Below are 24941 nucleotides of genomic sequence, written 5' to 3'. Positions count from 1 at the left end.
TTTGGCTGTCTTTTTTTATGCGCGTATTATCAACAAGTGTCTTATAACGAGTATTATGCGCTTGTATCGGTTTTTGCTTGCTCAATGGCAGTAAGTTTGTTAAAACATCAAACAAGTGGTGGTTTTGCAATACCAAGCCATTCCCGCGCTAGAGATCCACATTGGCAGATACGATTTTTTATCATCAACTTGCATAGCAATGATCGTTAAAAAACGCATAATAATAACAAGGTTTCTCTGTTTTATAGTTTTCCAGTTTACCCAAGAGAAGTACCTATACCCATGCAAAAAGACAGCGTTAATAATTTACACGTCAGCGGCGAACAAGTCCTGATAACTCCACAAGAACTTGCACAAGAAATGCCAGCAAGCGAAAAGGCACTAAATTATGTGAAAAGTGCTCGACGCATTATTTCAGACATTATTCACCGTAAAGACCACCGTTTATTAGTGGTATGCGGACCTTGTTCAATTCATGATGTTGAAGCGGCAAAAGAATACGCCTTGCGACTTAAAGAGCTTCATGAACTAAGCAAAGATACCTTATATATTGTTATGCGTGTTTATTTTGAAAAACCGCGCACAACAACTGGTTGGAAAGGACTAATCAATGATCCTCTCATCAACGATTCTTTTGATATAGAGGCGGGCTTAAAAAAAGCCAGAGAGTTGTTGAATTTTTTGGCTGAACTTGAAATTCCAGTTGCAACCGAAGCACTAGACCCAATTAGTCCTCAATATTTATCAGAATTTTTTAGTTGGGCTGCAATCGGTGCGAGAACATCTGAGTCACAAACGCATCGCGAAATGGCCAGCGGCTTATCTATGCCGGTGGGTTTTAAAAATGGGACCGACGGTAGTTTAGATATTGCTATCAACGCACTTAAATCTGCAGAAGCTGGTCATAGTTTTATGGGGATTAACCGTGAAGGGCAAGTCAGCATTATTAAAACCTCTGGCAATCCAGATGGGCATGTTATTTTGCGAGGCGGTAAACAGCCAAACTATGATTCGGTTTGTGTATCAGATTGTGAAAAAATGCTTGAACAAAAGGGCATATTGTCTAGTTTAGTCGTGGATTGTAGCCATGCTAATTCGGCTAAAGACTACAGGCGTCAACCACTTGTGGCACAAAACGTCGTCAACCAAATTCTTGAAGGTAATCAGTCTATCATTGGTGTGATGCTAGAAAGTCACCTTAATGCCGGCAATCAAAGCTCTTCAGGAAAAAGCATCGACGAGCTTGATTATGGTGTATCCATCACCGATGGGTGTATCAGTTGGGATGAAACAAATACATTGTTGCATGATGCCCGCGAGAAACTAATTACCGTATTGCCTATGCGATTACAAAAGCGTAATACTGGTTAGTGCTTAATGAGTAATGACGTCGAAGATAAATTGAGTGAACTTCGCTTGGGTATTGATGAGATTGATACTCAGCTTGTAGAGTTATTGGCAAAACGTCAGCAACTCACAGCAAGCGTTGGTGATGTAAAGCGAGCCCATAGCATGCCTATTTACGTGCCACAGCGTGAATCAAGCATGATTGAGTCTCGTCGACTGCAAGCAAAAGAGCTTGGAGTGTCAGGCGATTTAGTCGAAGATGTTTTGCGGCGAATGATGAGAGATTCTTATTATTCTCAACATGCAAGTTATGCAAGGGCCAATAGTGATATCAATAAGATAGTAATAGTGGGTGGTCAGGGTGCTTTAGGCAGCGTTATCAAAGCACTATTTTGTAATAGTGCTTATCATTGTGTGTCTTTAGATAAAGACCAGTGGAATGACCGAGAAGAGATTCTTTGCGACGCGGATCTTGTCATTATGGCTGTTCCCATCAACGTGACAACAAGGCTTATTGCGGAATTACCCACTTTGCCCAAGCACTGTATTTTGGCAGATGTTACCAGCATAAAGAGTGAACCTTTGGATGCGATGATGAAGGCGCACAGTGGTCCTGTGTTGGGTTTACATCCAATGTTTGGTCCCGATGCACCTTGGTATGATAAAGCAGGTAGTGGTAGTTTGCCACGGGCGCATGGCCAGTCAATATCAATGGTTGATTGAACAAATGACTATTTGGGGCGCGCAAATTCACGAAACACATGCGAAAACGCATGATAAAGCAATGGCCTTTATACAAGTTATGCGCCATTTCAACACCTTTGTTTATGGCCAGCATCTTGAACAAGAAAACCCCAATCTTGAAGAGCTTATCGCGTTTAGCTCACCGATTTATCGACTTGAGCTGGCAATGGTTGGACGGCTATTTGCTCAAGCGCCGTCCTTGTATGCTGATATTATTTTTAATAATAAAGAAAACATTAATTTACTCGAAGGGTTTCATGCTCGATTTGGTGAAGCATTAAGCTTATTAAAAAATAACGACAAAGCAGGGTTTGTCGCACGTTTTACTCAAGTGGAGGCGTGGTTTGGTGACTATGCCCAGCAGTGTTTAAAAGACAGTAAAAAGATGTTGCTAAAAGCGGATGATGGGCATTTACTGAGAAAACCCTTGTAGTTGTGCTTTAACGCTGCTTTTTCTTTTCATACATACGTTGGTCTGCAAGCTTAACCCAAGGTTTAATTTGACCTGAAGTTTCTGATAATGATGCAAATCCAATACATGCGCCAATTTGATATCCCAACTGTTCGCTTATTATTCGCATGATTTCATTAAATCGTTTTAGTATGGATGGTATTGAGCTTGTGACGTTTTGGCTAAATATTAAGGCAAATTCGTCTCCGCCGATACGATACACCTCGTCGCTTTGCCTACCTAGTTTTGTCAATGCTTGAGCCATTAGCCGAATAAAAGAGTCTCCCGCCTCATGGCCGAAACTATCATTTAGAGGTTTTAAGTTATCCAAATCAATAATAGCGATAGTGTAATCATCAGAATTTCGACGATTATAAACACTTGCGATTGCTTCAAGTTTCATATCAAAGCTTAAACGGTTGCCTACGCCGGTAAGTTTATCTTGTAAGGCGAGCTTTTGGGCATCTTTTAGCTTTAAGCTAATATCGTTTAGTTTAAAATGAGCTGATAGTGTTAACGTTGCCACTTCAAACACATTTTGTGCTTGTGCAAAATTGACTTGTGGATCATCGTGCATTGCCATGACATGGCCGATAGGTTCACCGTCAGAATTTTTAAATACCAAGCCAGCATAGGTGACCGCTCCCAATTCTTGCAAGGCTTGATAATTGGGAAAAGCTGATACGACACTTTCAAAAAACGTGAACTTAACCGTATCAATGACCGTTTTGCAAGGTGTACCTATTATGTCATATTCGTAGTTTTCTAGTTTGTTGCCATCTTCTAAAAAGGTAAGTACTTCGAGTCGTTGTCGGCCACTAAAGCGTGTGATTGCAATCCATTTCCACTGTAACGATTCTTGAATGGCCAAACCTACTGCGTGAAAAATATCTTCTTTACTGTCAAATTGATTCGACAAGTCTGCTATTGGTAACATGCGGGAGTTTATCTCGTTTGCACGTGACTCAACAATGAGTGCAGTAGCGACGTTTAAATCTACGAGTTTTATTTGGTAACCTAAAACAAGATACTCGTTTATATTTTTATCTCGCTTGTTCAGCGACAACAATAAACGTTCCTGAAGGGCTTTTGGAAGCTTATCAAAATGCGTATTTTGCGAGAGTATCATGCCGTCATAGTTAACTATCGCAACAGCGTCAGACACATTGGCGATCAAATCACTTATTTCAAATACGTTACTATGAATGTCTACTGAAGCAGTTTGCATATCGTTACCCGGCTATATTTAAAGCATTGGTCTGTTAAAAGTGTAGTATATTTTTAAAAGACCGCGATAAAGCCAGGTTTATTTCGTTTGCGCCATCAACTCCTCGTGCTGACTAGTCCGTATTTAGTCTTTCAAAGCATTCACAGCGGCTATGCGTGTTGGCGATATCTCTTCTACTGGATAGCATCCTAAGACCTTAAAATATCTGGTCATCGAGCGCAATGTATCAAAGGCTTGTTGTACTGGACCATCTTCGATATTTCCTTGAACATCCACATAAAACATTTCTTCCCAAGGATTACCATTGATGGGCCTAGATTCAAGTTTAGTTAAATTGATGTTGTTTTCTTTTAAGACAAGTAATGCATCACATAAAGCACCTTGGTGTTTGAACCGTTGACATGATAACCGTTGTTTTTGCAGGTACTTGTAATGGTACTTTTATCGACTGGCTAGCCACAACAATAAAACGGCTATGATTTTCTTTTTGGTTAGCAAGGTTTGACTTTATTGCTTTTAATGAATAAAACCCGCCACTTTGAGCCGAACCAATCGCGGCTACTGTTGGTGTAGCTTGCTCGCTTACGCGAAGCATTGCATCGGAGCTGCTATCACAAGTTTTAACCTCAACATTACCAAATTCTGCCAAGAAGTGGCTGCACTGAGCAAATACTTGCGGGTGTGCATAAATAGTTTTAATTTGCGCTACGTCGACAGATTCGTGCACAAGCAGCGCGTGTTCAATGGGGTGAGTAAGTTCACCAACGATGTTTAATCGAGTATGTTGAAGTTGGTCGTATACTTCATTAATACTTCCTGAACTTGTGTTTTCAATAGGTAAAACAGCATAGTCGGCTTCATGTTTTTCGACTTTCTCAATGATTTGACCAAAACTTCTACAACCAATTTCAACCAGCTCATCAGGACGTCTTGAAAAGTACTTTTGAGTAGCAAGGTAGCTGTATGAGCCTTTTTCACCTAAAAAGGCGACACGATTTAAAGGCAATAATGCATCTGGATTAGCCCATTCATGCAAAATAGATTGTTGTTGCAATACTGAATCTTCGATAATGACTTGAAACAATTTAGTAATAAAGTGCGGATCGAGCCCCTCGGTTTGGCCTTGCTTGATTAAGCGAATTAACAGTTGCTCTTCGCGCTGCTTATCACGTACCGAAATCTTATGCTTAACTTTGGTTTCAGCAACTTGGGCAGTGAGCTTTTGTCGTTTTGCGATTAATGAAAGTAGTTCGCTGTCGGCTGCAGTTATTTGATCTCGTAAAGTGCTCAGAACGTCTGTTGACACGCTTTTTTCCTAGGTGAATATATATCACTGGATAGTAAGCCTTACGCTTTACACTTTCAATCTAAAAAAGAGATAAAAGAAGTTTAAATTCGCTTTATTGGTCTAAAAGGCGCGATAATATTTCACGAACCTCATCAGACTCGAAAGGTTTATCACAAAGTGCGTTCACGCCCGTTTGTTGAATATTAGCCATATGCGGGCTGTCAGCAGACTCAGAACTTACCATAATAATAGGGATGTGCGTTGTTTGCGGGTTAAACCTGATGTATTCAGATAGCTCGCGACCATCCATCTCGGGCATATTGTAATCGGTTACCACTAAATCGTATTCATTATCTTTTAGAAATGTTAAGGCGTGAGCGCCATTTTCCGCTTCTGTAATCAGTTCAATGCCCATGTTTTGTAAGACACGTTTGATATGATTTCGGGCCAATCGACTATCGTCGACCAATAGTACACGAACATGTTTAATATCAAACATGCTTAAATCTAGTTCTTGGGTGTTCATTAACTGAAGACTTGCGTTAAGACCTCGTTGTAAATGAATGGGTTTAAAAGGTTTAGGTAAAATTGCAGCAACGCCTGATTGCTTGAATTTATCTAAGCGAGCTAGACTTGTCTCGCTAGAAACGAGCATAAATGGAATACTGGCAGTAGAAATATTTTCCTTCAAATAGGTAATGATTTCTAAGGCATGCCCATCGGACAAATACATGCTGCTCACGACTAAATCGATGTTATGTTGATCAATTGCCGCTTTGGCCTGCGCCACATTTTTGACAACATCCACACCATTGACATCTTCTTGACCCAACAAACCTTTAATAATTTTTGCTTGGGTATCTGAAGGTTCGACCAACAAGATGTGTAAATCAGAAATCAATAATTGCATTTATGTCTCTCAAAATTGTTAAATAATAAATAACACTTGGGTTTAATTAGCCGCCAGCTAGCTTAACCTTCATTCCTTTTTGCTCAAGATACGCTTTAAGTTTATCTCTTACATCCCCTTGAATTTCTATCTCGAAGCCTTTTACACTGCCACCGCAGCCACATAGCTTTTTCAATTCAGAGCACAAAGACTTAAGCTCAGTTTTGTCTAAGCCAAGACCTTCTATAGCACTCACACCTTTCCCTTTTTTACCTTTGGTGATACGTTTTATGCGCACGATTCCATCGCCTTGTGGCACATTTTGATTTTGTGATTGCTTGGGTGTAATACGACCGGTTTGAGTACTATAAACCAAGTTGTTGTCGTTCATGCTTGCTATCCTTTTCGCTCGATTGTTGATGTATACAAGATAAATGCCAAAATCTATCAAGAGATGATTTATTTTAAAAATCATTGTGAGAGAAGATTATATTTGATAACCTTCAATGCAATTGATACTTATTATCATTTGGTGTTGCTCAGCTACCACTAGTGTAGTCAATATTTAAAAATAATTATATTCAGCAAGCCATGAATAGACAATTATGGCATGTTATTTACAAGGGGTGATTTATCAAAAAGTTAATCTTAATCGGCTTTAGTTTAGTATTTTCACTGCATGCAGTTGCGAATGAAGTTAACGTTTATTCAGGCAGGCAAGAAGCGCTGATTAAGCCACTGTTAGATGACTTTACTCAGCAAACTGGCATCACTGTCAACTTGATTACGGGCAAAGGGGATGCGCTGATAAGTCGAATTGCATCTGAAGGGCAGTTTACGCCAGCTGATGTATTGATTATGGCTGACGCTGGACGATTAGTAAGAGCTAAACAAATGGGCTTAACTCAATCGATTGACAAAACATCCGTACTTGATCTTGTTAAGCCGCAGTTTGTAGATGAGCAAGGGCAATGGGTAGCCTTAACAAAACGTGCTCGTCCCATTATGTATGTGAAAGGCAAATTTGACCCTAGTAGCATCAGCAGCGTCAACGATTTAACTAATGATGCGTTGAAAAATAGTATCTGTATTCGGTCTTCAAGTAATATTTATAATCAATCAATGATGTCAGCGATGCTAGAACTAGATGGCGAAGAAGCGAGTCTAGCATGGGCGGAAGGTATTGTTAGCAATATGGCGCGTTCGCCTAAAGGCGGTGATCGCGATCAAATAAAAGCGATGGTCGCAGGAGAATGCGCAATTGCGGTAGCAAATACCTATTATTTAGGTGGTATGTTGGCTTCAAAAGACGAAGACACTCGAAAAATTGCCCAGCAAGTAGGTGTGATTTGGCCAGATCAAGATGGGGTCGGCACACACATAAATATTTCTGGTGCGGCAATTACATCAAGTGCAAAAAACAAAGCGAATGCAGAAAAGTTGTTGGCGTTTATGTTAAGTGGTGAATCTCAAAAATGGTACGCCGAAGTAAATCATGAATACCCTGTGATAGAGGGTGTAGAAATTAGTTCGCAGTTACAAAGTTTTGGTGAATTTAAAGCACAAACAGTATCTTTTGATATAATAGGCAGTAATAATGCAAAAGCCTTAATGATTATGGATAAAGCTGGTTGGAAGTAATTCGCAGACACTTTAGCGCCTTAAGCATCAGTACATGGATAATAACGGGACTCTTTGCAGTCCCGTTATTGATTGTCTTTGGTAGTGTATTTAATCTTCAAACAGATACATGGGCACATTTAGCCAATACGGTTTTAGCTGATTATGTCCTTAATTCTATTTTGTTGGCCCTTGGGGTAGCAACTGGGACTGCGGTTCTTGGCACCTATACCGCGTGGATAATGGTAAATTATCGCTTTGTAGGTAAATCACTACTGCAGTGGTTGATTTTGCTGCCACTTGCAATGCCTGCCTATATTATCGCTTATACCTACACTGGTATGTTTGATTTTGCTGGGCCATTCCAATTATTTATTCGTGAGACCTTTGAATTAGCATCTAATACGCGCGTTATCCCTGATTTTAGGAGTTTATGGGGCGCAACAATTATGATGATCTTAGTGCTTTATCCCTATGTTTACTTGTTAGCACGCACTGCATTTAGTGAACAATCTGTTCAATACGAACAGGTTGCTACTTTAAGTGGCGTAACAAAACTAAAATATTTACAAAAAGTTGCTCTTCCGCTCGCTCGACCCGCAATACTGACCGGCTCTGCGCTGGCGATGATGGAAGCATTATCTGATTTTGGTACTGTTGCATATTTTGGTGTGAGTACCTTTACAACCGGTATCTTTAGAACATGGTTTGGGATGGGTGATGCCGCCGCAGCAAGCCAACTAGCGAGCTTACTTTGTTTATTTGTTTTCATTGTATTGTGGCTTGAAAAAACAAGTCGAAGACATCAATCCAGTTACCAAAGTCGTAATTTACAAAAAAACAAGCGCGAAAGGTCAAAGGTACCCGTAGTGGATTGTTACTATTGATTTGTATTTTGCCACCTATTTTTGGTTTTGTGATCCCCTTTGCACAGCTACTCTGGTGGTCAATATCTTATTTTGATATATCAGTGTTAGATGAGTTTTGGCCATTGCTATTTACATCATTACAATTAGCGTTTTTTAGTGCCATTGTCATAGTGTGTTTGGCTTTGATTATTTCGTATTGTAAACGTCTTTATTCAAGCAAAAAAATACAACTGGCTAGTCAGTTCATTAGTTTAGGATATGCTTTGCCTTGGCATTGTTATCGCAGTTGGTGTTATCCAAGTGGCAGGTGATGCAGATATTTTTATTAACAAAATCACGTTAGCACTATTTGATTATCAACCAGGGCTTGTGATTTCAGGCAGCATGGCAATACTGGTATTTGCCTATGCACTTCGATATTTAAGTGTAGCTTTGCATAATACTGATACTGGCCTTGATAGAATTAAACCTCAAGTTGACGAAGTGGCATTTACCCTAGGGGCTAGTCAAGCTAAATTATTGGGGCGTATTCATGCCCCTTTACTAAAGGCCAGTTTATTAAGCGCGTTTATATTGGTATTTGTCGATGTATTAAAAGAATTGCCAGCCACGCTTATTTTACGTCCTTTTAATATGAATACGCTGGCGGTCCGCGCATACGAGTTGGCATCTGACGAACGACTCATCGACGCTGCTTTACCGGCTGTTAGTATTGTTTTAGCAGGTATTATTCCTGTCATTTTATTAACCCGTAGCCTTGAGAAGATAAACCGTGAGTAATTCTGCATTATTAGAAATAGATAAACTAAGCCTAGCTTATGGTGATAAACGCGTCTTATCAGATATGAGTTTGTCATTAAATAAAGGCGAAATAGCATGTTTATTAGGTCCTTCGGGTTGCGGCAAAACCTCTGTTCTTAGGGCTATTGCGGGCTTCTTGTCACCTGTAAGTGGCACGATTAGCATTAACCAGAATGTAGTGGCTTCATCGAAAATGCTTGTAGAACCAAGCAAACGTTCTATTGGTTTGGTTTTTCAAGATTTTGCGTTATTTCCGCATATGACAGTATATGAAAATGTCGCTTTTGGTTTAGATGACTTAAGCCAACAAGAACGCGACCAACGTGTTTATGACTATATGGAGATAACGGGAATAAGCGCCTTTGCTCAACAACTTCCATCTCAGTTATCAGGTGGCCAACAACAGCGAGTGGCTTTGGCCAGAGCAATGGCACCACAACCTGACTTATTATTAATGGATGAGGCTTTCTCAGCGCTAGACCCAGTATTACGAGAGCAAGTGGCCTATGACCTGCGTAACATCATCAAGACACTTGGCTTAACGGTATTACTAGTCACTCACGATCAAAGTGAAGCCTTTGCTTTTTGCGACAAAATTGCGGTTTTGGCGTCTCAATCTCTTCAGCAATTCTCAAGCGCTTATGATTTGTATCATGAACCCAATACTCGTTTTGTGGCGAATTTTATCGGTGAGGGGACCTTTATCAAAGGGCACATTAACGATGACTCAAAAAGAGTTACTGCGTCAACTGGCTTAGGCGAACTAGTGTTAAGTGACGTACCTATCGATCAAAACGTAAATACTATTGATATCTTGCTTCGTCCAGACGACATCATTCATGAAGACAGTAGCCCCGTAAAAGCAAAAATAGTGGCCAAGCAGTTTAGAGGCGCATTTATTCGTTATACGCTTGAGCTGCCATCAAGCCAAGAAACCGTGCTTTGTTTTGCGCCTAGTCACCATAATCATGAAATTGACGAATTGTTTGGCATCAAAGTACAAGCGCAACACGTCATCTGGTTTAGCTAAGTCAGTTTGCAATTAACTGTTAAAAAGTGCCAGTGCAACGTTTAGCTTATGCTTACTTTAGTTTATAATCTGCCGCGATTTCCCGTCGCTGAAATACAGTACGGCATTACAAAAAAGTATTAACCTCAAAAGGCTTTATGCATGCGCACTAATTATTGTGGAAGAATTGACACATCTTATCTTGAACAAACAGTTACCCTATATGGATGGGTTAACAAACGTCGCGATTTAGGTGGCGTAGTGTTTATTGACTTACGTGATAGAGAAGGCATTGTTCAAGTTGTTGTTGACCCTGACACAAAAGACGCATTTGAAGTTGCCAGTTCACTTCGAAATGAGTTTTGTATTGCCATTACCGGGCGTGTGCGGGCAAGACCCGATTCTCAGATAAATAAAGATATGCTGACCGGTGGTATTGAAATCTTGGCCAAAGACGTAGAGATTATCAATAAAGCGCCAGCGCTACCCTTAGATTGGAATCAAGAAAACTCCGAAGAACAACGATTAAAATACCGTTATTTGGATTTACGTCGTCCACTGATGACTGAGCGTTTGGTATTTCGCTCTAAAGTAACAGCATTTGTTCGACGCTTTTTAGAAGACAACGACTTTCTTGATATAGAAACGCCAATTTTAACAAAAGCGACACCCGAAGGTGCTCGTGATTATTTAGTGCCAAGCCGCACGCACAAAGGCGAATTTTTTGCGTTGCCGCAATCACCACAGTTATTTAAGCAATTGTTGATGATGAGTGGCATGGACAAATATTACCAGATTGTCAAATGCTTTAGAGATGAAGATTTGCGTGCCGACCGCCAACCCGAATTTACTCAAATAGATATTGAGACTACATTTTTGGACGCAAATGGCGTCATGCAAGTAACCGAAAAGCTGATTAGGGATTTGTTTAAGCACTTATTAAATGTAGATTTAGGTGATTTTCCACATATGAGTTATGCCCAAGCCATGTCTCGCTTTGGCAGTGATAAGCCTGATTTGCGTAACCCACTTGAGATAATCGATGTTGCTGATGCTGTTAAAAATATCGAGTTTAAGGTCTTTAGTGGCCCAGCTAATGATGAAAATGGTCGTGTGGCGACTATCTGCGTACCAGGTGGCGCGTCGCTTTCACGCAAGCAAATTGACCAATATGCCGAGTATGTTAGCGTTTATGGTGCAAAAGGCTTAGCGTGGATAAAAGTAAACGATGTTGACAAAGGCATAGAAGGGCTTCAAAGCCCGATTTTAAAGTTTTTAGATGAATCTTCTGTGGAGGCGATTTTAGAGGCATCATCGGCGAAAACCGGTGATATTTTGTTGTTTGGTGCAGGTGACTGGCAAACGACAACGGAAGCCTTAGGTGCGTTGCGGCTTAAACTAGGTGAAGACTTTGACTTGTTAGTCGGTGAATGGAAGCCACTGTGGGTAATAGACTTTCCAATGTTTGAAGAGGCTGATGGTCGTTTGCATGCTTTACATCACCCCTTCACGGCGCCTGTTAATAATGATGTTGAAGCATTAAAAGCATCGCCAGTAAGTGCATTGTCAAACGCCTATGACATGGTGTTAAATGGCGTTGAATTAGGTGGTGGCTCTGTCAGGATCCACGATATGGATATGCAGTCAACCGTGTTTGACTTACTAGGGATTGAAGCGCAAGAAGCACAAGAGAAGTTTGGTTTCTTACTAGAAGCACTAAAATATGGAACCCCGCCTCATGCCGGTCTTGCCTTTGGTCTAGATAGATTAGTCATGCTGATGGTAGGTGCAGAATCGATAAGAGATGTAATGGCCTTTCCTAAAACAACTACCGCGGCATGCCCACTTACCGGTGCGCCTTAGCCAAGCTAACCCTGAGCAATTAAAAGAGCTTTCAATCGCCACAATCGCCAAGGTTGATAAAGACTAAATCCGATGCCATTCAAAAGACCTGAATCTGTACTTGTTGTGCTGTTTAATGAGTTCGGTCAGGTTTTGGTCTTGCAACGGGATGACGACCCTTTATTTTGGCAGTCTGTTACTGGCACGATGGAGCTTGGCGAAAGCCCAATTCAAACCGCTTTACGAGAAGTGAGCGAAGAAGTCGGTGTTGCTTTATCACTGATGGATATTGCAGATTGTCGTCGAGTTAATCAATATTCTATTCGCCAAGAGTGGCGCTACAGGTATCCAAAAGGCGTAACGCGCAATTTTGAATATGTGTTTTGTGCGCAAATTCCAAGTATGAGCCATATTATATTAACTGAACATTTATCATATCAATGGTTAAATAAGCAAGACGCCGCGGCTAAAGTGTGGTCTGATACAAACAGGCAAGCTATCATTAGGTATGTACCAGAGGTAATGGCACAGTGAACATTATTTTAGGCATTGACCCAGGTTCGCGCATCACAGGATATGGCGTGATTGGCGTCAAAGGTAATACAACCGTGTATTTAGGCAGTGGCTGCATAAAAGTGATGGATGATAACTTGTCTAAGCGCCTTAAAAATGTATTTGACGGTGTTGGAGAGATTATTCAGCAATTCAGCCCTACAAATTTCGCGATAGAACAAGTTTTTATGGCCAAAAACCCAGATTCGGCATTAAAGCTGGGTCAAGCAAGAGGCGCTGCAATAGTAGCAGCGACCAATGTTGATTTGCCTGTTTTTGAATATTCAGCAAGACAAATAAAACAGTCTGTTGTGGGCAAAGGAAGTGCAGAAAAAACACAAGTGCAGCATATGGTTACTCACTTATTAAAGCTAAATAAAACACCACAAGCAGATGCGGCTGATGCACTAGCGGTGGCTTTATGTCATTTGCATACAGAGCAAAGCTTAATAAAAATGGCAGGAAACGCTACAAAAACGGTCAGACGCCGATTACAATAGGCGTTATAAGCATAATAAAAATAACAAAAGACAATCTATATGATCACTCGTTTATCCGGCATTATTATCGAAAAGCTCCCTCCAGAGATTGTCCTTGATGTGAACGGTGTTGGGTATGAAATTCAATTACCCATGACTAGCTTCTATCAACTTCCCAACGAAGGTGAGCCTGTTACTTTGCACACTCATTTTGTGGTGCGTGAAGACGCGCAATTATTATTTGGTTTTGTAGAAAGGCTTGAACGTACATTGTTCAGAGTATTGATCAAAGCAAATGGCGTGGGGCCTAAGTTAGCGTGTACGATATTATCAGGCATGTCGGCTGAGCAATTTGTAGATGCAGTGATGCAAGAAAACATAAATGCCTTAGTCAAAATGCCAGGTGTTGGTAAAAAGACTGCTGAACGCCTGGTGGTTGAACTTAAAGACAAACTAAATGATTTGGACGCGTTACCTAGCTTTAGTGTTCCTAGCCAAACCACTAATGCAAATGGACCGAGTTTGTTAAAAGCACAAACTAGCAATACTGAAGAAGCCGTTAGTGCACTAATAGCGTTAGGCTATAAAAAAGCACAAGCAGAGTCGGTCGTTAAGCAAGTGGCAAGCGATGATGCAAGTAGTGAACAGCTAATTCGAGATGCTCTTAAATCGATGGTGTAGGTAAGAAGATGTCCAAAAAAGAGGTAGCTCATGATTGAAGCAGATAGTATTTTACGACCACAAGAGCAATCTGAAGATGCTGCTGTTGATAGGGCTATTCGTCCTAAATTGCTTGCCGATTACGCTGGTCAACAAGCAGTTTGTGATCAAATGGAAATTTTTATAGAGGCTGCAAGGGCTAGGGACGAAGCCTTAGATCATTTATTGATTTTCGGCCCTCCAGGCTTAGGTAAAACTACCTTAGCTAATATTGTTGCTAACGAAATGAAGGTCAATATCAAAACAACATCAGGACCAGTCTTAGAAAAAGCGGGTGATCTAGCGGCCTTACTGACTAATCTAGAAGAAAACGATGTCTTGTTTATTGATGAAATTCATCGTTTAAGCCCAGTGGTTGAAGAGGTGTTATATCCAGCGATGGAAGACTACCAATTAGATATTATGATTGGTGAAGGACCTGCAGCGCGTTCGATTAAACTAGAACTACCTCCTTTTACACTCATTGGCGCCACTACTAGAGCAGGATCGTTGACTTCGCCATTGCGCGATAGGTTCGGCATTACCCAGCGCTTAGAGTTCTATAAAATCAAAGACTTAACCAATATCATTTTGCGCAGTGCTGAGCATCTAAATATGGATATGGAACAAAGCGGTGCATTGGAAATTGCAAAGCGGTCACGAGGTACCCCCGTATTGCTAATCGCTTACTTCGCCGAGTCAGAGATTATGCCCAAGTAAAAGCTAATGGAAAAGTCAGCGCCGAAATCGCGTCGCTTGCTTTAAATATGCTTGATGTCGATAAGTTAGGTTTTGATCTGATGGATCGTAAATTGTTGCTATCAATTATTGAAAAGTTTGACGGTGGGCCAGTTGGCTTAGAAAACGTTGCTGCTGCCATTGGCGAAGAAAAAGAAACTATTGAAGATGTGATTGAACCGTTCCTGATTCAGCAAGGTTACCTGCAGCGTACACCGCGCGGACGAGTCGCAACTCCAAGTGCTTATATGCATTTGGGCTTTGATATCAAAAAATAAAGTGACCTTCTGAAAATAGCGCATCGTTGATGATCAGACAAAAAAAGGCCCACATTTGTGGGCCTAAAATAACTATAAACGGAAGGGATTCCATGAAAACAAAACACTGTGTGTCTCGAATGGCGCGTATGATATGGATTTTTTATTCGCTCAACAATTGAATAAAATTTTATTTTCGGATTAATAAAACTAATGTGTATATTTTTAATCCGAATCGCTTAATATTTTGCTATATTCAAGCATGTAAGGCGATTCAAGTGTGAAATTGTAAATAAAATGTAATGGTTTGATGTACTTAATTTAATGTAAAATGTCAAAGGTTACTCAAGCGTTATTAATCTCAACATTAAAAATGACAAAACAATCTATCGTGAAAGTGAGATTGAGGGATACCGAAAAAGATGATCGATGTGAGAGTGTATTACGAAGATACTGATGCTGGCGGTATTGTCTATCACGCCAATTACCTAAAATACCTAGAACGAGCTCGAACAGAGTGGGTGAGGAATTTAGGGGTTTCGCAGCAATTATTATTGGAACAATTTATTGGTTTTGTCGTCATACACATGGATATTGCATTCAAAAGTAGTGCTAAACTTGATGATCAGCTCAAGGTTACGTGTAGAGCGTTACAAATTAAGCGTGCTAGCATGTTTTTTGAGCAAGAAATTTGGCGGCATGATACACTTTTAATCAGCGCTAAAGTAAAGGTGGCATCGGTGGATATTCGTACTTCTAAACCGATTGCTATGACACCTGAATTAAGAACAAAAATTATGATAAAGGAATAAGCCATTGAACGGTGAAATGTCTGTTTTGAACCTCGTACTGCAAGCCAGTTTTGTTGTGCAGTTCATTATGTTAATGCTATTAGTCATGTCAGTGATGAGTTGGATGTATATTTTTCAACGTTCATCGGCTTTAAAACGGGCTACTCAGGAAGCCAAGCAATTTGAAGAGTCATTTTGGTCAGGCGCCGATCTAAATCAACTCTACTCTGAACTAGCTGATAAACCCGATTTAAACGGCACAGCATTAATCTTTTGTAGTGGCTTTAAGGAATACGTACGATTACGTAAAACAGCAAGCACGATTCCTGGCTCTATTACCGATGGCACATATCGAGCAATGAGAGTAGCAATGTCACGCGAAGTCGATGAGCTTGAGCAGCGCTTACCCTTTTTAGCGACAGTTGGTTCTATTTCCCCTTACATTGGTTTGTTAGGTACCGTTTATGGCATCATGACGGCGTTTATTGCCTTAGGGCAGGCAAAACAAGCTACCTTACAAATGGTTGCGCTAGGAATCGCTGAAGCATTGATTGCAACTGCAATTGGTTTGTTTGCTGCCATTCCTGCATACATCGCATATAACCGCTTTAGTACACAAGTTGAAAAAATAGAAAACACTTATGGTAACTTTATGGAAGAGTTTTCTGCTATTTTGCATCGTCAAACTTTAGCGACGCAGCAGCAAAGCACAACAAACGCTCAAAACTTGCTAGGTAGAGGCTAGCACTTATGTATGTGCGCAAGCGTAGAAAAAAGGTTTCAGAGATCAATGTCGTACCGTACATTGACGTAATGCTGGTGTTACTGGTTATTTTTATGGCAACTGCTCCTCTTGTAACACAGGGAGTAAAGGTTGATTTGCCCAAGGCTGAAGCACAGACCATCGAGACAGAAGAAGAGGTCATGCTAATTGTGTCGGTTGATGCTCAAGGTTTATATTATATAAATGTAGGGGATGATCCCAAAGCGCCAATTGGCGCGCAAGCGGTTGCCGATATTGTTAAAACGCGATTAGCGGCATCTCCAGAAACGCCGGTGGTAGTGAATGGTGATGGAAAAGTAGATTATGCCAAAGTGGTCAATTTGATGGTATTACTGCAGCAAGCGGGTGCACCTAGCGTTGGTTTGATGACGGATCCGAACGAGCCTTAGTATGCCGATTGAACAGCAGTCAAATGACAGGTCATCAGATGAACGCGGAATTCAGCAAAATGATTCGGTACAAAAAGGTGTTTTTTTACAAAAACTAAAGGAGCTTATGCGCAGCGCTATGTTTCGCTCGCTTGCTTTGCATGGCCTGATTGTTGCCAGTTTATTATTTAGTTTCAATTTTAGTACTAAGCCATTAGTGTTTGCCGCACAGATGCCTGAGCAAACAAGCGCCAATCGAGTCGATATTGTGGAAGCCACCTTTATTGATAGTAATGTTATTGCGCAACAACGTCGTGAAAAAGAACAAGTACAAGCGCGCGAACGCGCTCAAAGGCAAGCTCAAGAGCGTAAAAGACGCCAACAACAAGAAGAACAAGCAAGGCAACAAGAACAAGCAAGGCAACAAGAACAAGAACGAAAACGCAGAGCTGATGAAGCTCGTAAAAAGCGTGAACAAGAACAGCAACGAGAACAAGAAGAACAGCGCAAGCAGCAAGAAGAACAAGCTCGTTTAGATGAGTTAGAGCGCCAGCGACAAGAAGAATTAGAGCGTGAACGAGTCAGGCAAGAGCAAGAGCGTGTGCAACAAGAGCTCGAAGATGAATTAGCTCAAAAGCTACAACAAGAGCAAGCGGCGATGACTCAAGCTAACCAACGGCGTATTATGTCTGAGGTGGAAAAATATAGGGGCTTGATTCAGCAAACAGTGCTGCGTAATTTGAATATTGGAGATGAGTTCAATGGGCGTGAGTGCAGGGTAAAAGTTCAGCTTGCTTCTAACGGATTAGTGCTTAATGTAGAAGTATTAAATGGCGACCCTGCTTTATGTAGAGCGGCGCAAAGTGCAGTGCTAAGGCCTGACACTTTGCCTGTCCCGAGAGACCCAGAGATTTTCAATAAATTTAGAAGTGTAACATTTACGGTGAGGCCAAATTTATAATGATAAAACCAGCAGCAAATAACTTGTGTCGTTTATTCGTGTTAGCGTTGATAATCATCAAACCTTCGCTGGTATTTTCTCAATCAATGGAAATATTGATAACAGAGGGCATGAATAACGCTCGCCCTATCGCGGTTGTGCCATTTAGGTGGACGGGTGATACCATATTGCCTGAAAATTTATCAGATGTTATGACCAACAACTTGCAGCGTAGCGGTAAATTTAGCCCTTCTAGTATTTCACAAATGCCTCAATATCCAGCAAGTGACGATGAAGTTAATTACGATGCTTGGGCCCAAAGTGGCATCGACACGATTGTGGTGGGTAGCGTTGAACCGGTGGGTGTTGATCAATATAAAGTAAGTTTTGCGTTGATTGATATTTTGCGTGCGCAAATTACTGGTGGTGAATCAAAAGCACTTGTAGATGGTCAGTTAATGTCAAGCAAAGATCACATCATTGAAAGTCGCGAAAGAGTAATTTCAGGTGATGAATTTAGGCAATATGCTCATATTATGAGCGATATAGTCTATGAAAAACTCATAGGCGAAAAAGGGGCATTCTTAACACGCTTAGCTTACATAGTAGTGCGCGACCGAGAAACCACGCCACGCCCATATCAATTAGTGATCTCGGACTACGATGGTGAAAATGAAATTAGACTGTTGTCTTCTCCAGAGCCTTTAATGTCGCCAAGTTGGTCACCTAACGGTGAAGAAATCGCTTATGTAAGTTTTGAGCAAAAGCGCCCACAAATATTTATCCAAAATATCTATTCTGAACGACGCACGCGTATTACCGATTTCCCTGGGATAAATAGCTCGCCAGAGTTTTCACCTGATGGCAAAAAGCTTGCAATGGTGCTGTCTAAAGACGGTAACCCTGAAATTTATGTAATGGACTTAAGTAGTAAAAAGCTTGAGCGGATTACCCGCCATAGAGCCATTGACACAGAGCCAACGTGGTCACCTGATGGAAAAAGCATCATATTTACCTCAGAACGGGGTGGAAAACCGCAAGTATATACAGTAAATTTAGAGAGTAAGCGCACTAGACGTCTCACTTTTGATGGTGATATGAACTTAGCGGCGTCAGTTACACCCGATAATTCGCATTTAGTTGTCGTAAATAGAACAGCAGGGGATTATCATATAGCAAGACAACACATATCTTCTGGAGATATGTTAGTATTGACTAAGACGTTTTTAGATGAGTCACCAAGTATAGCACCTAACGGAAGCATGATTATTTATAGCACGCTTCATGAAGGTAGACAGGTGCTGTCTTTGGTGTCGTTAGATGGGCGATTCAAAGCGCTTTTACCCGCTGCAAACGGGCAAGTAAAGTCGCCTAGTTGGTCTCCATTTTTATTATAATAATAGTAAGTTTTATACAATTAAGGATTAATCATGCTTTCAAACAATAAATTAAAAATAGCAGTTCTTGCGCTAGCCGCCTCTTCATTAATGGCATGTCAAAGTGGACCGACAGAAGCAGAGCTTGAAGCACAACGTAACGCAGCAGCTGCAGAACAAGCTCGTATCGAAGCTCAACGCGCTGAGGAAGCTGCAGCGGCAGAAGCTGCCCGTGTAGAGACGGCTCGTATCGAACGTCTTGAAAGAGAAAAAGAAATGGCTGCAGCTGAATTACAAAGCCTAATGAATGATTCAGTAGTGTATTTTGATTTTGATCGTTCAACGGTAAAAGCTGACTTTACTGCAGTGCTTGATAAGCATGCTGACTTTTTAATCAAGAACCCTGATCAAAGCATCGTGATTGAAGGTCACTGTGACAGCAGCGGTACACCAGAATATAACATCGCACTTGGTGAGCGCAGAGCAAAAGCAGTTGAAACTTACCTTACAAATGCTGGTGTAAGCAGTTCACAAATTTCTGTAGTGTCTTACGGCGAAGAAAAGCTAGCAGTAATGGGTACGTCTGATTACGCAATGGCTCAAAACCGTCGTGGTGTATTGGTTTATAATTAATCAATGAAATTACTTACCGCTTTAAGTTTTAGCGCGGTTTTTTATACAGGTGCCAGCCTTGCGCAGGCGCCTGTTGTTGATTTAACCGCTGACGAATTAGAACAACGCTTAGCTGTGCTTGAGCGCATAGTTGATTCGCGGACAACTTCGCAACAACGAATGCAACAGCAAGTTGATGAGTTACAAAACGATATTGACCTTATGAAAGGCACAATTGAATTACATAATCATCAACTAGAAAAGCTACTTGAACGTCAACGCGAGCTGTTTTTGGAGCTTGATACACGTTTTGCAGATTTGCAGCAAAGTGCAAGTCAGGTTCAAACAAATATCGGCAATATGAATAGCACAGCTGTGACCACGAATACGCAGCAAGCTAATGTAAGTGTGGCAGACCCAGCGAATGAGCAAAGTTCGTATCAATCTGCAGTGAATTTGATACTACAAGACAAAGACTACGATAGCGCAATACCTGCGTTTAGAGCGTTTTTGACAAGCTATCCAAACTCACAACTTACCGCAAATGCGCATTATTGGTTGGGACAATTGTTGTACAACCAACAACGTTTTGACGAAGCAAAGTCAGAGTTTGAGCAAGTGGCTAATCAATTTGTTGATTCGCCTAAACGAGCAGACTCTTTGCTCAAATTAGGTTTGATAGAACAAACTGCTGGCAATGCTAATGCGGCTCGTAGGTTCTTCCAACAAGTGGTTACTGAATACCCAAGTAGCACCTCAGCAAGACTAGCTAATCAACAACTGTCTAATTAGTAGGCAGTTGTTATTTTACGGCTAGCGTAAAACTAAAATTCCTGTAAATAATTACAAAAAATCATATTAAATGGTTGCACCTTGTGTGGTTTTGAGTATTATATGCGCCCGTTGTGACGTAACGTAACCGACTAGGTCTGTTAGCATATGTTCAACACTTGTGAAAGGGTCGTTAGCTCAGTTGGTAGAGCAGTTGACTTTTAATCAATTGGTCGCTGGTTCGAATCCAGCACGACCCACCACTTTCACAAAACCTGTAAGATCTTGAGGGTCGTTAGCTCAGTTGGTAGAGCAGTTGACTTTTAATCAATTGGTCGCTGGTTCGAATCCAGCACGACCCACCACTCAAGCTAATTTACTGCCATTATTCATTATTTTCTCATTCTACGATTTTTACACACTTTCAAAGTATTTAATTGCGTTTTTGTATGCACTTATATGGCTAAAGCAGTATAATACTCGGACATTAAATTTTTACGAACATCTGCCATGACATTAGCCAATAGAATAGCGCCTATTGATTACCCCTTTCCAAAAATGCCTGTCAAACTTGCCGATGCTGAGCAAGTTGCACTTAAAACCGAAATCAAAGCCTTGTTAGAAGCTCAAAATGCAGTGCTAGTTGCTCATTATTATACTGATCCAATCATTCAAGCCCTAGCTGAAGAAACCGGTGGATGTGTGTCGGACTCGCTTGAAATGGCACGTTTTGGCCGAGATGACAAAGCTCAAAAACTGGTAGTGGCGGGAGTTAAGTTTATGGGCGAGACCTCTAAGATTCTTAGCCCTGAAAAGCAAGTAATTATGCCAACCTTAGAGGCAACATGTTCACTGGACTTAGGATGCCCAATTGACGAGTTTAGTGCATTTTGTGACCAACATCCCGATCGTGTTGTTGTGGTATATGCAAACACCTCAGCGGCCGTAAAAGCGAGGGCCGATTGGGTGGTAACATCAAGTATCGCACTTGAAATCGTCGAGCATTTAGACAGCGAAGGCAAAAAGATTATTTGGGGTCCTGATCGTCATTTAGGTGCTTACATACAGAAGCAAACCGGTGCAGATATGCTGATGTGGAACGGTGAGTGTATTGTTCATGATGAGTTTTCGGCTAAAGCACTTGAAAAAGCTAAGCATTTGCATCCTAACGCGGCAGTACTTGTGCATCCTGAATCGCCTGCTAGTGTGATAGAGATGGCAGATGCGGTTGGGTCAACATCACAGCTTATCAATGCCGCTTCAAAAATGGGAAATGACACCTTCATTGTTGCGACTGACAAGGGTATTTTTTATAAGATGCAACAGATGGCACCTAATAAGACATTTATTGAAGCACCGACGGCAGGAGAGGGCGCTACTTGCAAAAGCTGTGCAAACTGTCCTTGGATGGCAATGAATGGATTACAGGCGCTTAGAGATGCTTTGCTAGACGAGCGCGGCAAAGAAATATTTGTGGACGAAGCTTTAGCACAGCAAGCTATGTTGCCCTTAGATCGTATGCTCAATTTTGCTGCCGATTTAAAACTACAAATAAAAGGGAATGCATAAACCGAGTTTTGTAAGTGGAGGTTGATAACGTTTGTCAAAAGCGCTTGTCAATGAAGAGGATACAAGTGCGATATTACTTGCAAGTCGTAGTTGTTTTGCCTAAGATACGCGCCGCTTACCGCATGTTTTGGAGAGATGGCTGAGTGGCTGAAGGCGCACGCCTGTGAAAGTGTGTAAGGGTTTATAGCCCTTCGAGGGTTCGAATCCCTCTCTCTCCGCCAGATAATCTTGAAAGCCCCGTATTTAGGGGCTTTCTAGTATCTAAATCTTATCAAAGAGAATAGCTCTGTCACAGAACTCTGTCACAACTTTACATAAGGCTGGCAGAGCAAGATGCAAAAATCACATTCTACTTATCTATATAAATTCAAAAACTCATCTAATTACTTTTTTCGGATCCGCGAGGGAATTTTTGATCAAACAGGATATGTTAAATCAAGCGGTTATTTCGTGGCTTCACTTCAGACATCTGATTATGAAGAAGCAAGATGGCTAGCTTTATTTATTAAATCTAAGTTGACGGAGGCTACCGAAATGGACATTTCAAAAGATGCGTTTCAAAATGATAACGAGCCCTTAATTGGGCTTGAGAGTGGAAAGGATAAACAGCATGAGCTGATGAAGCAGAGGCAGCAAAGCCTAAGAGGCATGATGCTGTTCAGAAGGGCGCTACGAGAGAGGTTTGTAACGCTTTTAAAAGCGGGGCAGGCGATGATTGATTGCGATCTAGATGGGGAGTTTATGGTGCCAAAGCCTGTCGCGGAAGACGAACGCAAGGCATTTAAGCAGTACTGCGAAGAAAATACACCGAAGGTGGCTCAAAAAGCGTTTGTGGAAGAGTTGATGCCGTCATTGCAAAATGATAATTACAACTCTAATCAATTTTCAGCGTGCTTGAGTATGTTAAACAAGCTCGTTGGTGAACTCAGTGAGTTTAAAGCGCAGAATGATGAGTTTGCTTTAAATGAGGACCTTGAATACAACTCAACGTTGGAATCTCAAAGAGGTGTCAATGATGCCGTTGATTTGTTCGATAATATGAGCAGCAGTTTTAATGAGCATCAGCAGACTGAAAAACTAAAGAAAGATGAGTATTTTTCTCTAGCCTACCAAGTTCCTTTGTTTCTCAATGAAAAAAGGGGGAGGTTGCGGCAAAAACGTTCAAAAAGTACGAACGCTCATTTTCCTTGCTATTGGCGCATTTTCCACAAGGTATTGATCTGAGAGAGTTCACAAAAGTGCAGACTCAATCAGTGAAAGACATGCTTAGCAGTTTAGATAAGCATCAAAACGTCGGTAAGCGTGGTGGCCGGCTCACTTCTAAGACCAAGAATGGTATGTTGTCGAATTATCATTCTTTCTTCTCTTGGCTGGAAGATGATACGGATATTGATATTCGGAATCCTTTCAGCAATGTGAGTTTTTCTAAGCAGAAAAATGCTCCAAAACGTCGCTCCTTTTCCCGCTGCGATGTTCGAAATATACTTTCGTACGACTTTAGGCATGGTAGCGAAGCAAAAGCATTTCGTAGCGATGCATACTGGTTCCCCAAGTTAGCCTTGTACTCTGGGATGCGTCTTAATGAAATATCGGCACTTCCCGTGAGCCACATCAAGCAGGATGAGGGCGGGATTTGGTACTTCGATTTACGAGGACTCGATGTGAAAAACGAGGCGAGCGAAAGAACGGTGCCAATCGCCCAATATTTGCTGGACTTAGGTATATTGCAGTACATCGATAGCTTACGAGCAAAAGGTGAAATCTTTATATTTCCTCAAATTCGCAAGGGTGTTATTGAGCCTTAGCAGCGCAGGTTGGGGAGACCCGATTTCTCGTTGGTTCAATAGAACCCTACTCAAAAACATCGGTATTGATTCTGATGCGGAGTTAAAGAAACGAGCGTTAATTAGCTTCCATTCATTACGACGTTCGCTTATTTCGACTTGTGTGACAAAAGGAGAGGAGCACTATTTAATCAAACGAATCGTTGGGCATTCGGTAGACGATGATATTACGCTGAGTGTTTATGCTGATATGGATCAGATCCCGCTAGCTAAGCTCAAGGAGGTGATAGACAGGAATCTCACATGGCATAAGAAGGAAATAACCATGAAAGATGCAGTCGCGTCTACCCTCAGTCACTTTGACAGTTGTGACATTCAAGAGGAGCTAAGATGTTTGCTGCTAGGTGTTCCAAACTCAGTTTCACTCAACAAGCTGAAATGTGAGCCTGATGCATTTTTAGCTTTCAGTCCCGAATTGAAAGAGCGATGTATATTGCTTATCGATATTTTTGCTAAGCTTGAGGAGCAGTACTCTGATGCGGCAAGTGTAACTGGATATATGAGCAGAGTGAAAAGCAACGACCCATACATGGGAAGTACACCAATGGAGCTTGCTTGCAGCAGTTTAGAAGGCTTAAAAGCGACGCATCAAGCTGTAGTAGGACTTATTCACATTGTTGGTTAAAGTGTTATGAGCATGAAATTAAGCATGCCCTTCTGCAAACGAAGGGTATGTCCTCGTTTTATTTTCATTCAATAGCTGAATTAATTGTGTTCTATTTATCATTTTGAGAAAGTTCAGCGTTAGTGGTGTGTATGAAACAAGTGAGCCAATGACACTTGTCAACCACGCTGATTCTTTAAAATAGCCAAGTGGCGATCAATACAATCTGGCGGTTTTCATACCATTATCAAATAAACTTGATTATTTACTTAGTCTCAAAATAATTGTTAAGAAAAAGGCCTGAAAAACACAGTAGGCTTGATGGAAATCGGTGACCGTATGATAAAATATCGGCTTTTTGGGGTTGATGCAGGAGCTTATATTTGGTCTAGAGCTTTTGATTGCGTTCTTTTTTTAAAATTTCAGGTCAAATGATGACGAATTCACGAAACGACATAAATTATCATTT

General features: G+C 41.1%; 22 protein-coding genes, 3 tRNA genes and 4 pseudogenes. 25 read left to right on the top strand and 4 right to left on the bottom strand.

The window, feature by feature from the left end; all coding sequences use genetic code 11:
• Positions 1-282 precede the first annotated feature (282 nt).
• Both ACZ1G6_RS09995 and tyrA read left to right on the top strand, forming a co-directional pair.
• Complete coding sequence (locus tag ACZ1G6_RS09995; protein WP_472616173.1) at positions 283-1371, top strand: 3-deoxy-7-phosphoheptulonate synthase; 1089 nt, start codon at positions 283-285, stop codon at positions 1369-1371.
• 6 nt (positions 1372-1377) lie between these two features.
• A pseudogene (gene tyrA / locus ACZ1G6_RS09990) lies at positions 1378-2524 on the top strand (bifunctional chorismate mutase/prephenate dehydrogenase).
• Between the two features lie 7 nt (positions 2525-2531).
• On the opposite strand, the gene ACZ1G6_RS09985 reads toward tyrA, so the two are convergent.
• From ACZ1G6_RS09985 to yciH, 4 genes and pseudogenes are all read right to left on the bottom strand, one after another.
• The gene (locus ACZ1G6_RS09985; RefSeq protein ID WP_472616172.1) at positions 2532-3770 is read right to left on the bottom strand and encodes a GGDEF domain-containing protein; all 1239 of its coding nucleotides are present in this window, start codon (positions 3768-3770) and stop codon (positions 2532-2534) included.
• A 123-nt stretch (positions 3771-3893) separates the two neighbouring features.
• Positions 3894-5076 (bottom strand): annotated as a pseudogene (gene pheA, locus ACZ1G6_RS09980) (prephenate dehydratase).
• Positions 5077-5170: 94 nt separating this feature from the next.
• The gene (locus ACZ1G6_RS09975; RefSeq protein ID WP_472616171.1) at positions 5171-5968 is read right to left on the bottom strand and encodes a response regulator; all 798 of its coding nucleotides are present in this window, start codon (positions 5966-5968) and stop codon (positions 5171-5173) included.
• 46 nt (positions 5969-6014) lie between these two features.
• Complete coding sequence (gene yciH / locus ACZ1G6_RS09970) at positions 6015-6338, bottom strand: stress response translation initiation inhibitor YciH (protein ID WP_472616170.1); 324 nt, start codon at positions 6336-6338, stop codon at positions 6015-6017.
• A 254-nt stretch (positions 6339-6592) separates the two neighbouring features.
• Between yciH and ACZ1G6_RS09965 the strand changes: the two genes are divergently transcribed.
• From ACZ1G6_RS09965 to ACZ1G6_RS09855, 23 genes and pseudogenes are all read left to right on the top strand, one after another.
• Positions 6593-7588 carry an extracellular solute-binding protein gene (locus tag ACZ1G6_RS09965; RefSeq protein ID WP_472618970.1) on the top strand — a complete coding sequence of 332 codons (996 nt, stop codon included), beginning with the start codon at positions 6593-6595 and terminating at the stop codon, positions 7586-7588.
• Positions 7579-8454, top strand: a complete 876-nt coding sequence (locus tag ACZ1G6_RS09960) for an ABC transporter permease (protein WP_472616169.1) — start codon at positions 7579-7581, stop codon at positions 8452-8454. Before ACZ1G6_RS09965 ends, ACZ1G6_RS09960 begins: the two co-directional genes overlap by 10 nt.
• Before the next feature lie 240 nt (positions 8455-8694).
• Entirely contained in the window at positions 8695-9216 is a 522-nt protein-coding gene (locus ACZ1G6_RS09955; RefSeq protein WP_472616168.1) for an ABC transporter permease, read from the top strand.
• Positions 9209-10267, top strand: coding sequence for an ABC transporter ATP-binding protein (locus ACZ1G6_RS09950; protein ID WP_472616167.1), 1059 nt, complete (start codon positions 9209-9211; stop codon positions 10265-10267). Before ACZ1G6_RS09955 ends, ACZ1G6_RS09950 begins: the two co-directional genes overlap by 8 nt.
• Before the next feature lie 141 nt (positions 10268-10408).
• Positions 10409-12176, top strand: a pseudogene (gene aspS / locus ACZ1G6_RS09945) (aspartate--tRNA ligase).
• Between the two features lie 5 nt (positions 12177-12181).
• Positions 12182-12622: a dihydroneopterin triphosphate diphosphatase gene (gene nudB, locus ACZ1G6_RS09940; RefSeq protein ID WP_472616166.1), complete on the top strand. Its 441-nt coding sequence runs from the start codon at positions 12182-12184 to the stop codon at positions 12620-12622.
• A complete protein-coding gene (ruvC, locus tag ACZ1G6_RS09935) occupies positions 12619-13140 on the top strand; it encodes a crossover junction endodeoxyribonuclease RuvC (protein WP_472616165.1) in 522 nt (173 codons plus the stop codon). Before nudB ends, ruvC begins: the two co-directional genes overlap by 4 nt.
• Positions 13141-13179: 39 nt before the next feature.
• A complete protein-coding gene (ruvA, locus tag ACZ1G6_RS09930) occupies positions 13180-13800 on the top strand; it encodes a Holliday junction branch migration protein RuvA (RefSeq protein WP_472616164.1) in 621 nt (206 codons plus the stop codon).
• Between the two features lie 30 nt (positions 13801-13830).
• A pseudogene (gene ruvB / locus ACZ1G6_RS09925) lies at positions 13831-14834 on the top strand (Holliday junction branch migration DNA helicase RuvB).
• A gap of 401 nt (positions 14835-15235) precedes the next feature.
• Complete coding sequence (ybgC, locus tag ACZ1G6_RS09920; protein WP_472616163.1) at positions 15236-15625, top strand: tol-pal system-associated acyl-CoA thioesterase; 390 nt, start codon at positions 15236-15238, stop codon at positions 15623-15625.
• A 4-nt stretch (positions 15626-15629) separates the two neighbouring features.
• Positions 15630-16349: a protein TolQ gene (tolQ, locus tag ACZ1G6_RS09915; RefSeq protein WP_472616162.1), complete on the top strand. Its 720-nt coding sequence runs from the start codon at positions 15630-15632 to the stop codon at positions 16347-16349.
• 5 nt (positions 16350-16354) lie between these two features.
• Positions 16355-16777, top strand: coding sequence for a protein TolR (gene tolR / locus ACZ1G6_RS09910; RefSeq protein ID WP_472616161.1), 423 nt, complete (start codon positions 16355-16357; stop codon positions 16775-16777).
• A 1-nt stretch (position 16778) separates the two neighbouring features.
• Positions 16779-17717, top strand: coding sequence for a cell envelope integrity protein TolA (tolA, locus tag ACZ1G6_RS09905; RefSeq protein ID WP_472616160.1), 939 nt, complete (start codon positions 16779-16781; stop codon positions 17715-17717).
• Positions 17717-19093 (top strand): Tol-Pal system beta propeller repeat protein TolB, encoded by a 1377-nt coding sequence (gene tolB / locus ACZ1G6_RS09900; RefSeq protein ID WP_472616159.1) that lies wholly within the window; start codon positions 17717-17719, stop codon positions 19091-19093. The genes tolA and tolB overlap by 1 nt, the downstream gene beginning before the upstream one ends.
• Positions 19094-19126: 33 nt before the next feature.
• A complete protein-coding gene (gene pal, locus ACZ1G6_RS09895; RefSeq protein ID WP_472616158.1) occupies positions 19127-19705 on the top strand; it encodes a peptidoglycan-associated lipoprotein Pal in 579 nt (192 codons plus the stop codon).
• Between the two features lie 3 nt (positions 19706-19708).
• Positions 19709-20476, top strand: coding sequence for a tol-pal system protein YbgF (gene ybgF, locus ACZ1G6_RS09890; protein ID WP_472616157.1), 768 nt, complete (start codon positions 19709-19711; stop codon positions 20474-20476).
• Between the two features lie 166 nt (positions 20477-20642).
• Positions 20643-20718 (top strand) — tRNA-Lys (locus ACZ1G6_RS09885).
• A 26-nt stretch (positions 20719-20744) separates the two neighbouring features.
• Positions 20745-20820: transfer RNA gene (locus ACZ1G6_RS09880), tRNA-Lys, on the top strand.
• Between the two features lie 145 nt (positions 20821-20965).
• A complete protein-coding gene (gene nadA / locus ACZ1G6_RS09875) occupies positions 20966-22024 on the top strand; it encodes a quinolinate synthase NadA (RefSeq protein ID WP_472616156.1) in 1059 nt (352 codons plus the stop codon).
• A gap of 129 nt (positions 22025-22153) precedes the next feature.
• A tRNA-His gene (locus ACZ1G6_RS09870) sits at positions 22154-22245 on the top strand.
• Positions 22246-22357: 112 nt separating this feature from the next.
• The gene (locus ACZ1G6_RS09865; protein ID WP_472616155.1) at positions 22358-23248 is read left to right on the top strand and encodes a hypothetical protein; all 891 of its coding nucleotides are present in this window, start codon (positions 22358-22360) and stop codon (positions 23246-23248) included.
• A 29-nt stretch (positions 23249-23277) separates the two neighbouring features.
• Positions 23278-23829 carry a site-specific integrase gene (locus ACZ1G6_RS09860; protein WP_472616154.1) on the top strand — a complete coding sequence of 184 codons (552 nt, stop codon included), beginning with the start codon at positions 23278-23280 and terminating at the stop codon, positions 23827-23829.
• Positions 23819-24493, top strand: a complete 675-nt coding sequence (locus tag ACZ1G6_RS09855; RefSeq protein WP_472616153.1) for a site-specific integrase — start codon at positions 23819-23821, stop codon at positions 24491-24493. Before ACZ1G6_RS09860 ends, ACZ1G6_RS09855 begins: the two co-directional genes overlap by 11 nt.
• The last annotated feature ends 448 nt before the right edge of the window (positions 24494-24941 follow it).

Source organism: Glaciecola sp. HA4-3, assembly GCF_055693685.1.
Note: the sequence above shows the minus strand (reverse complement) of the source record. Positions and strands in the feature narration are given on the sequence as shown.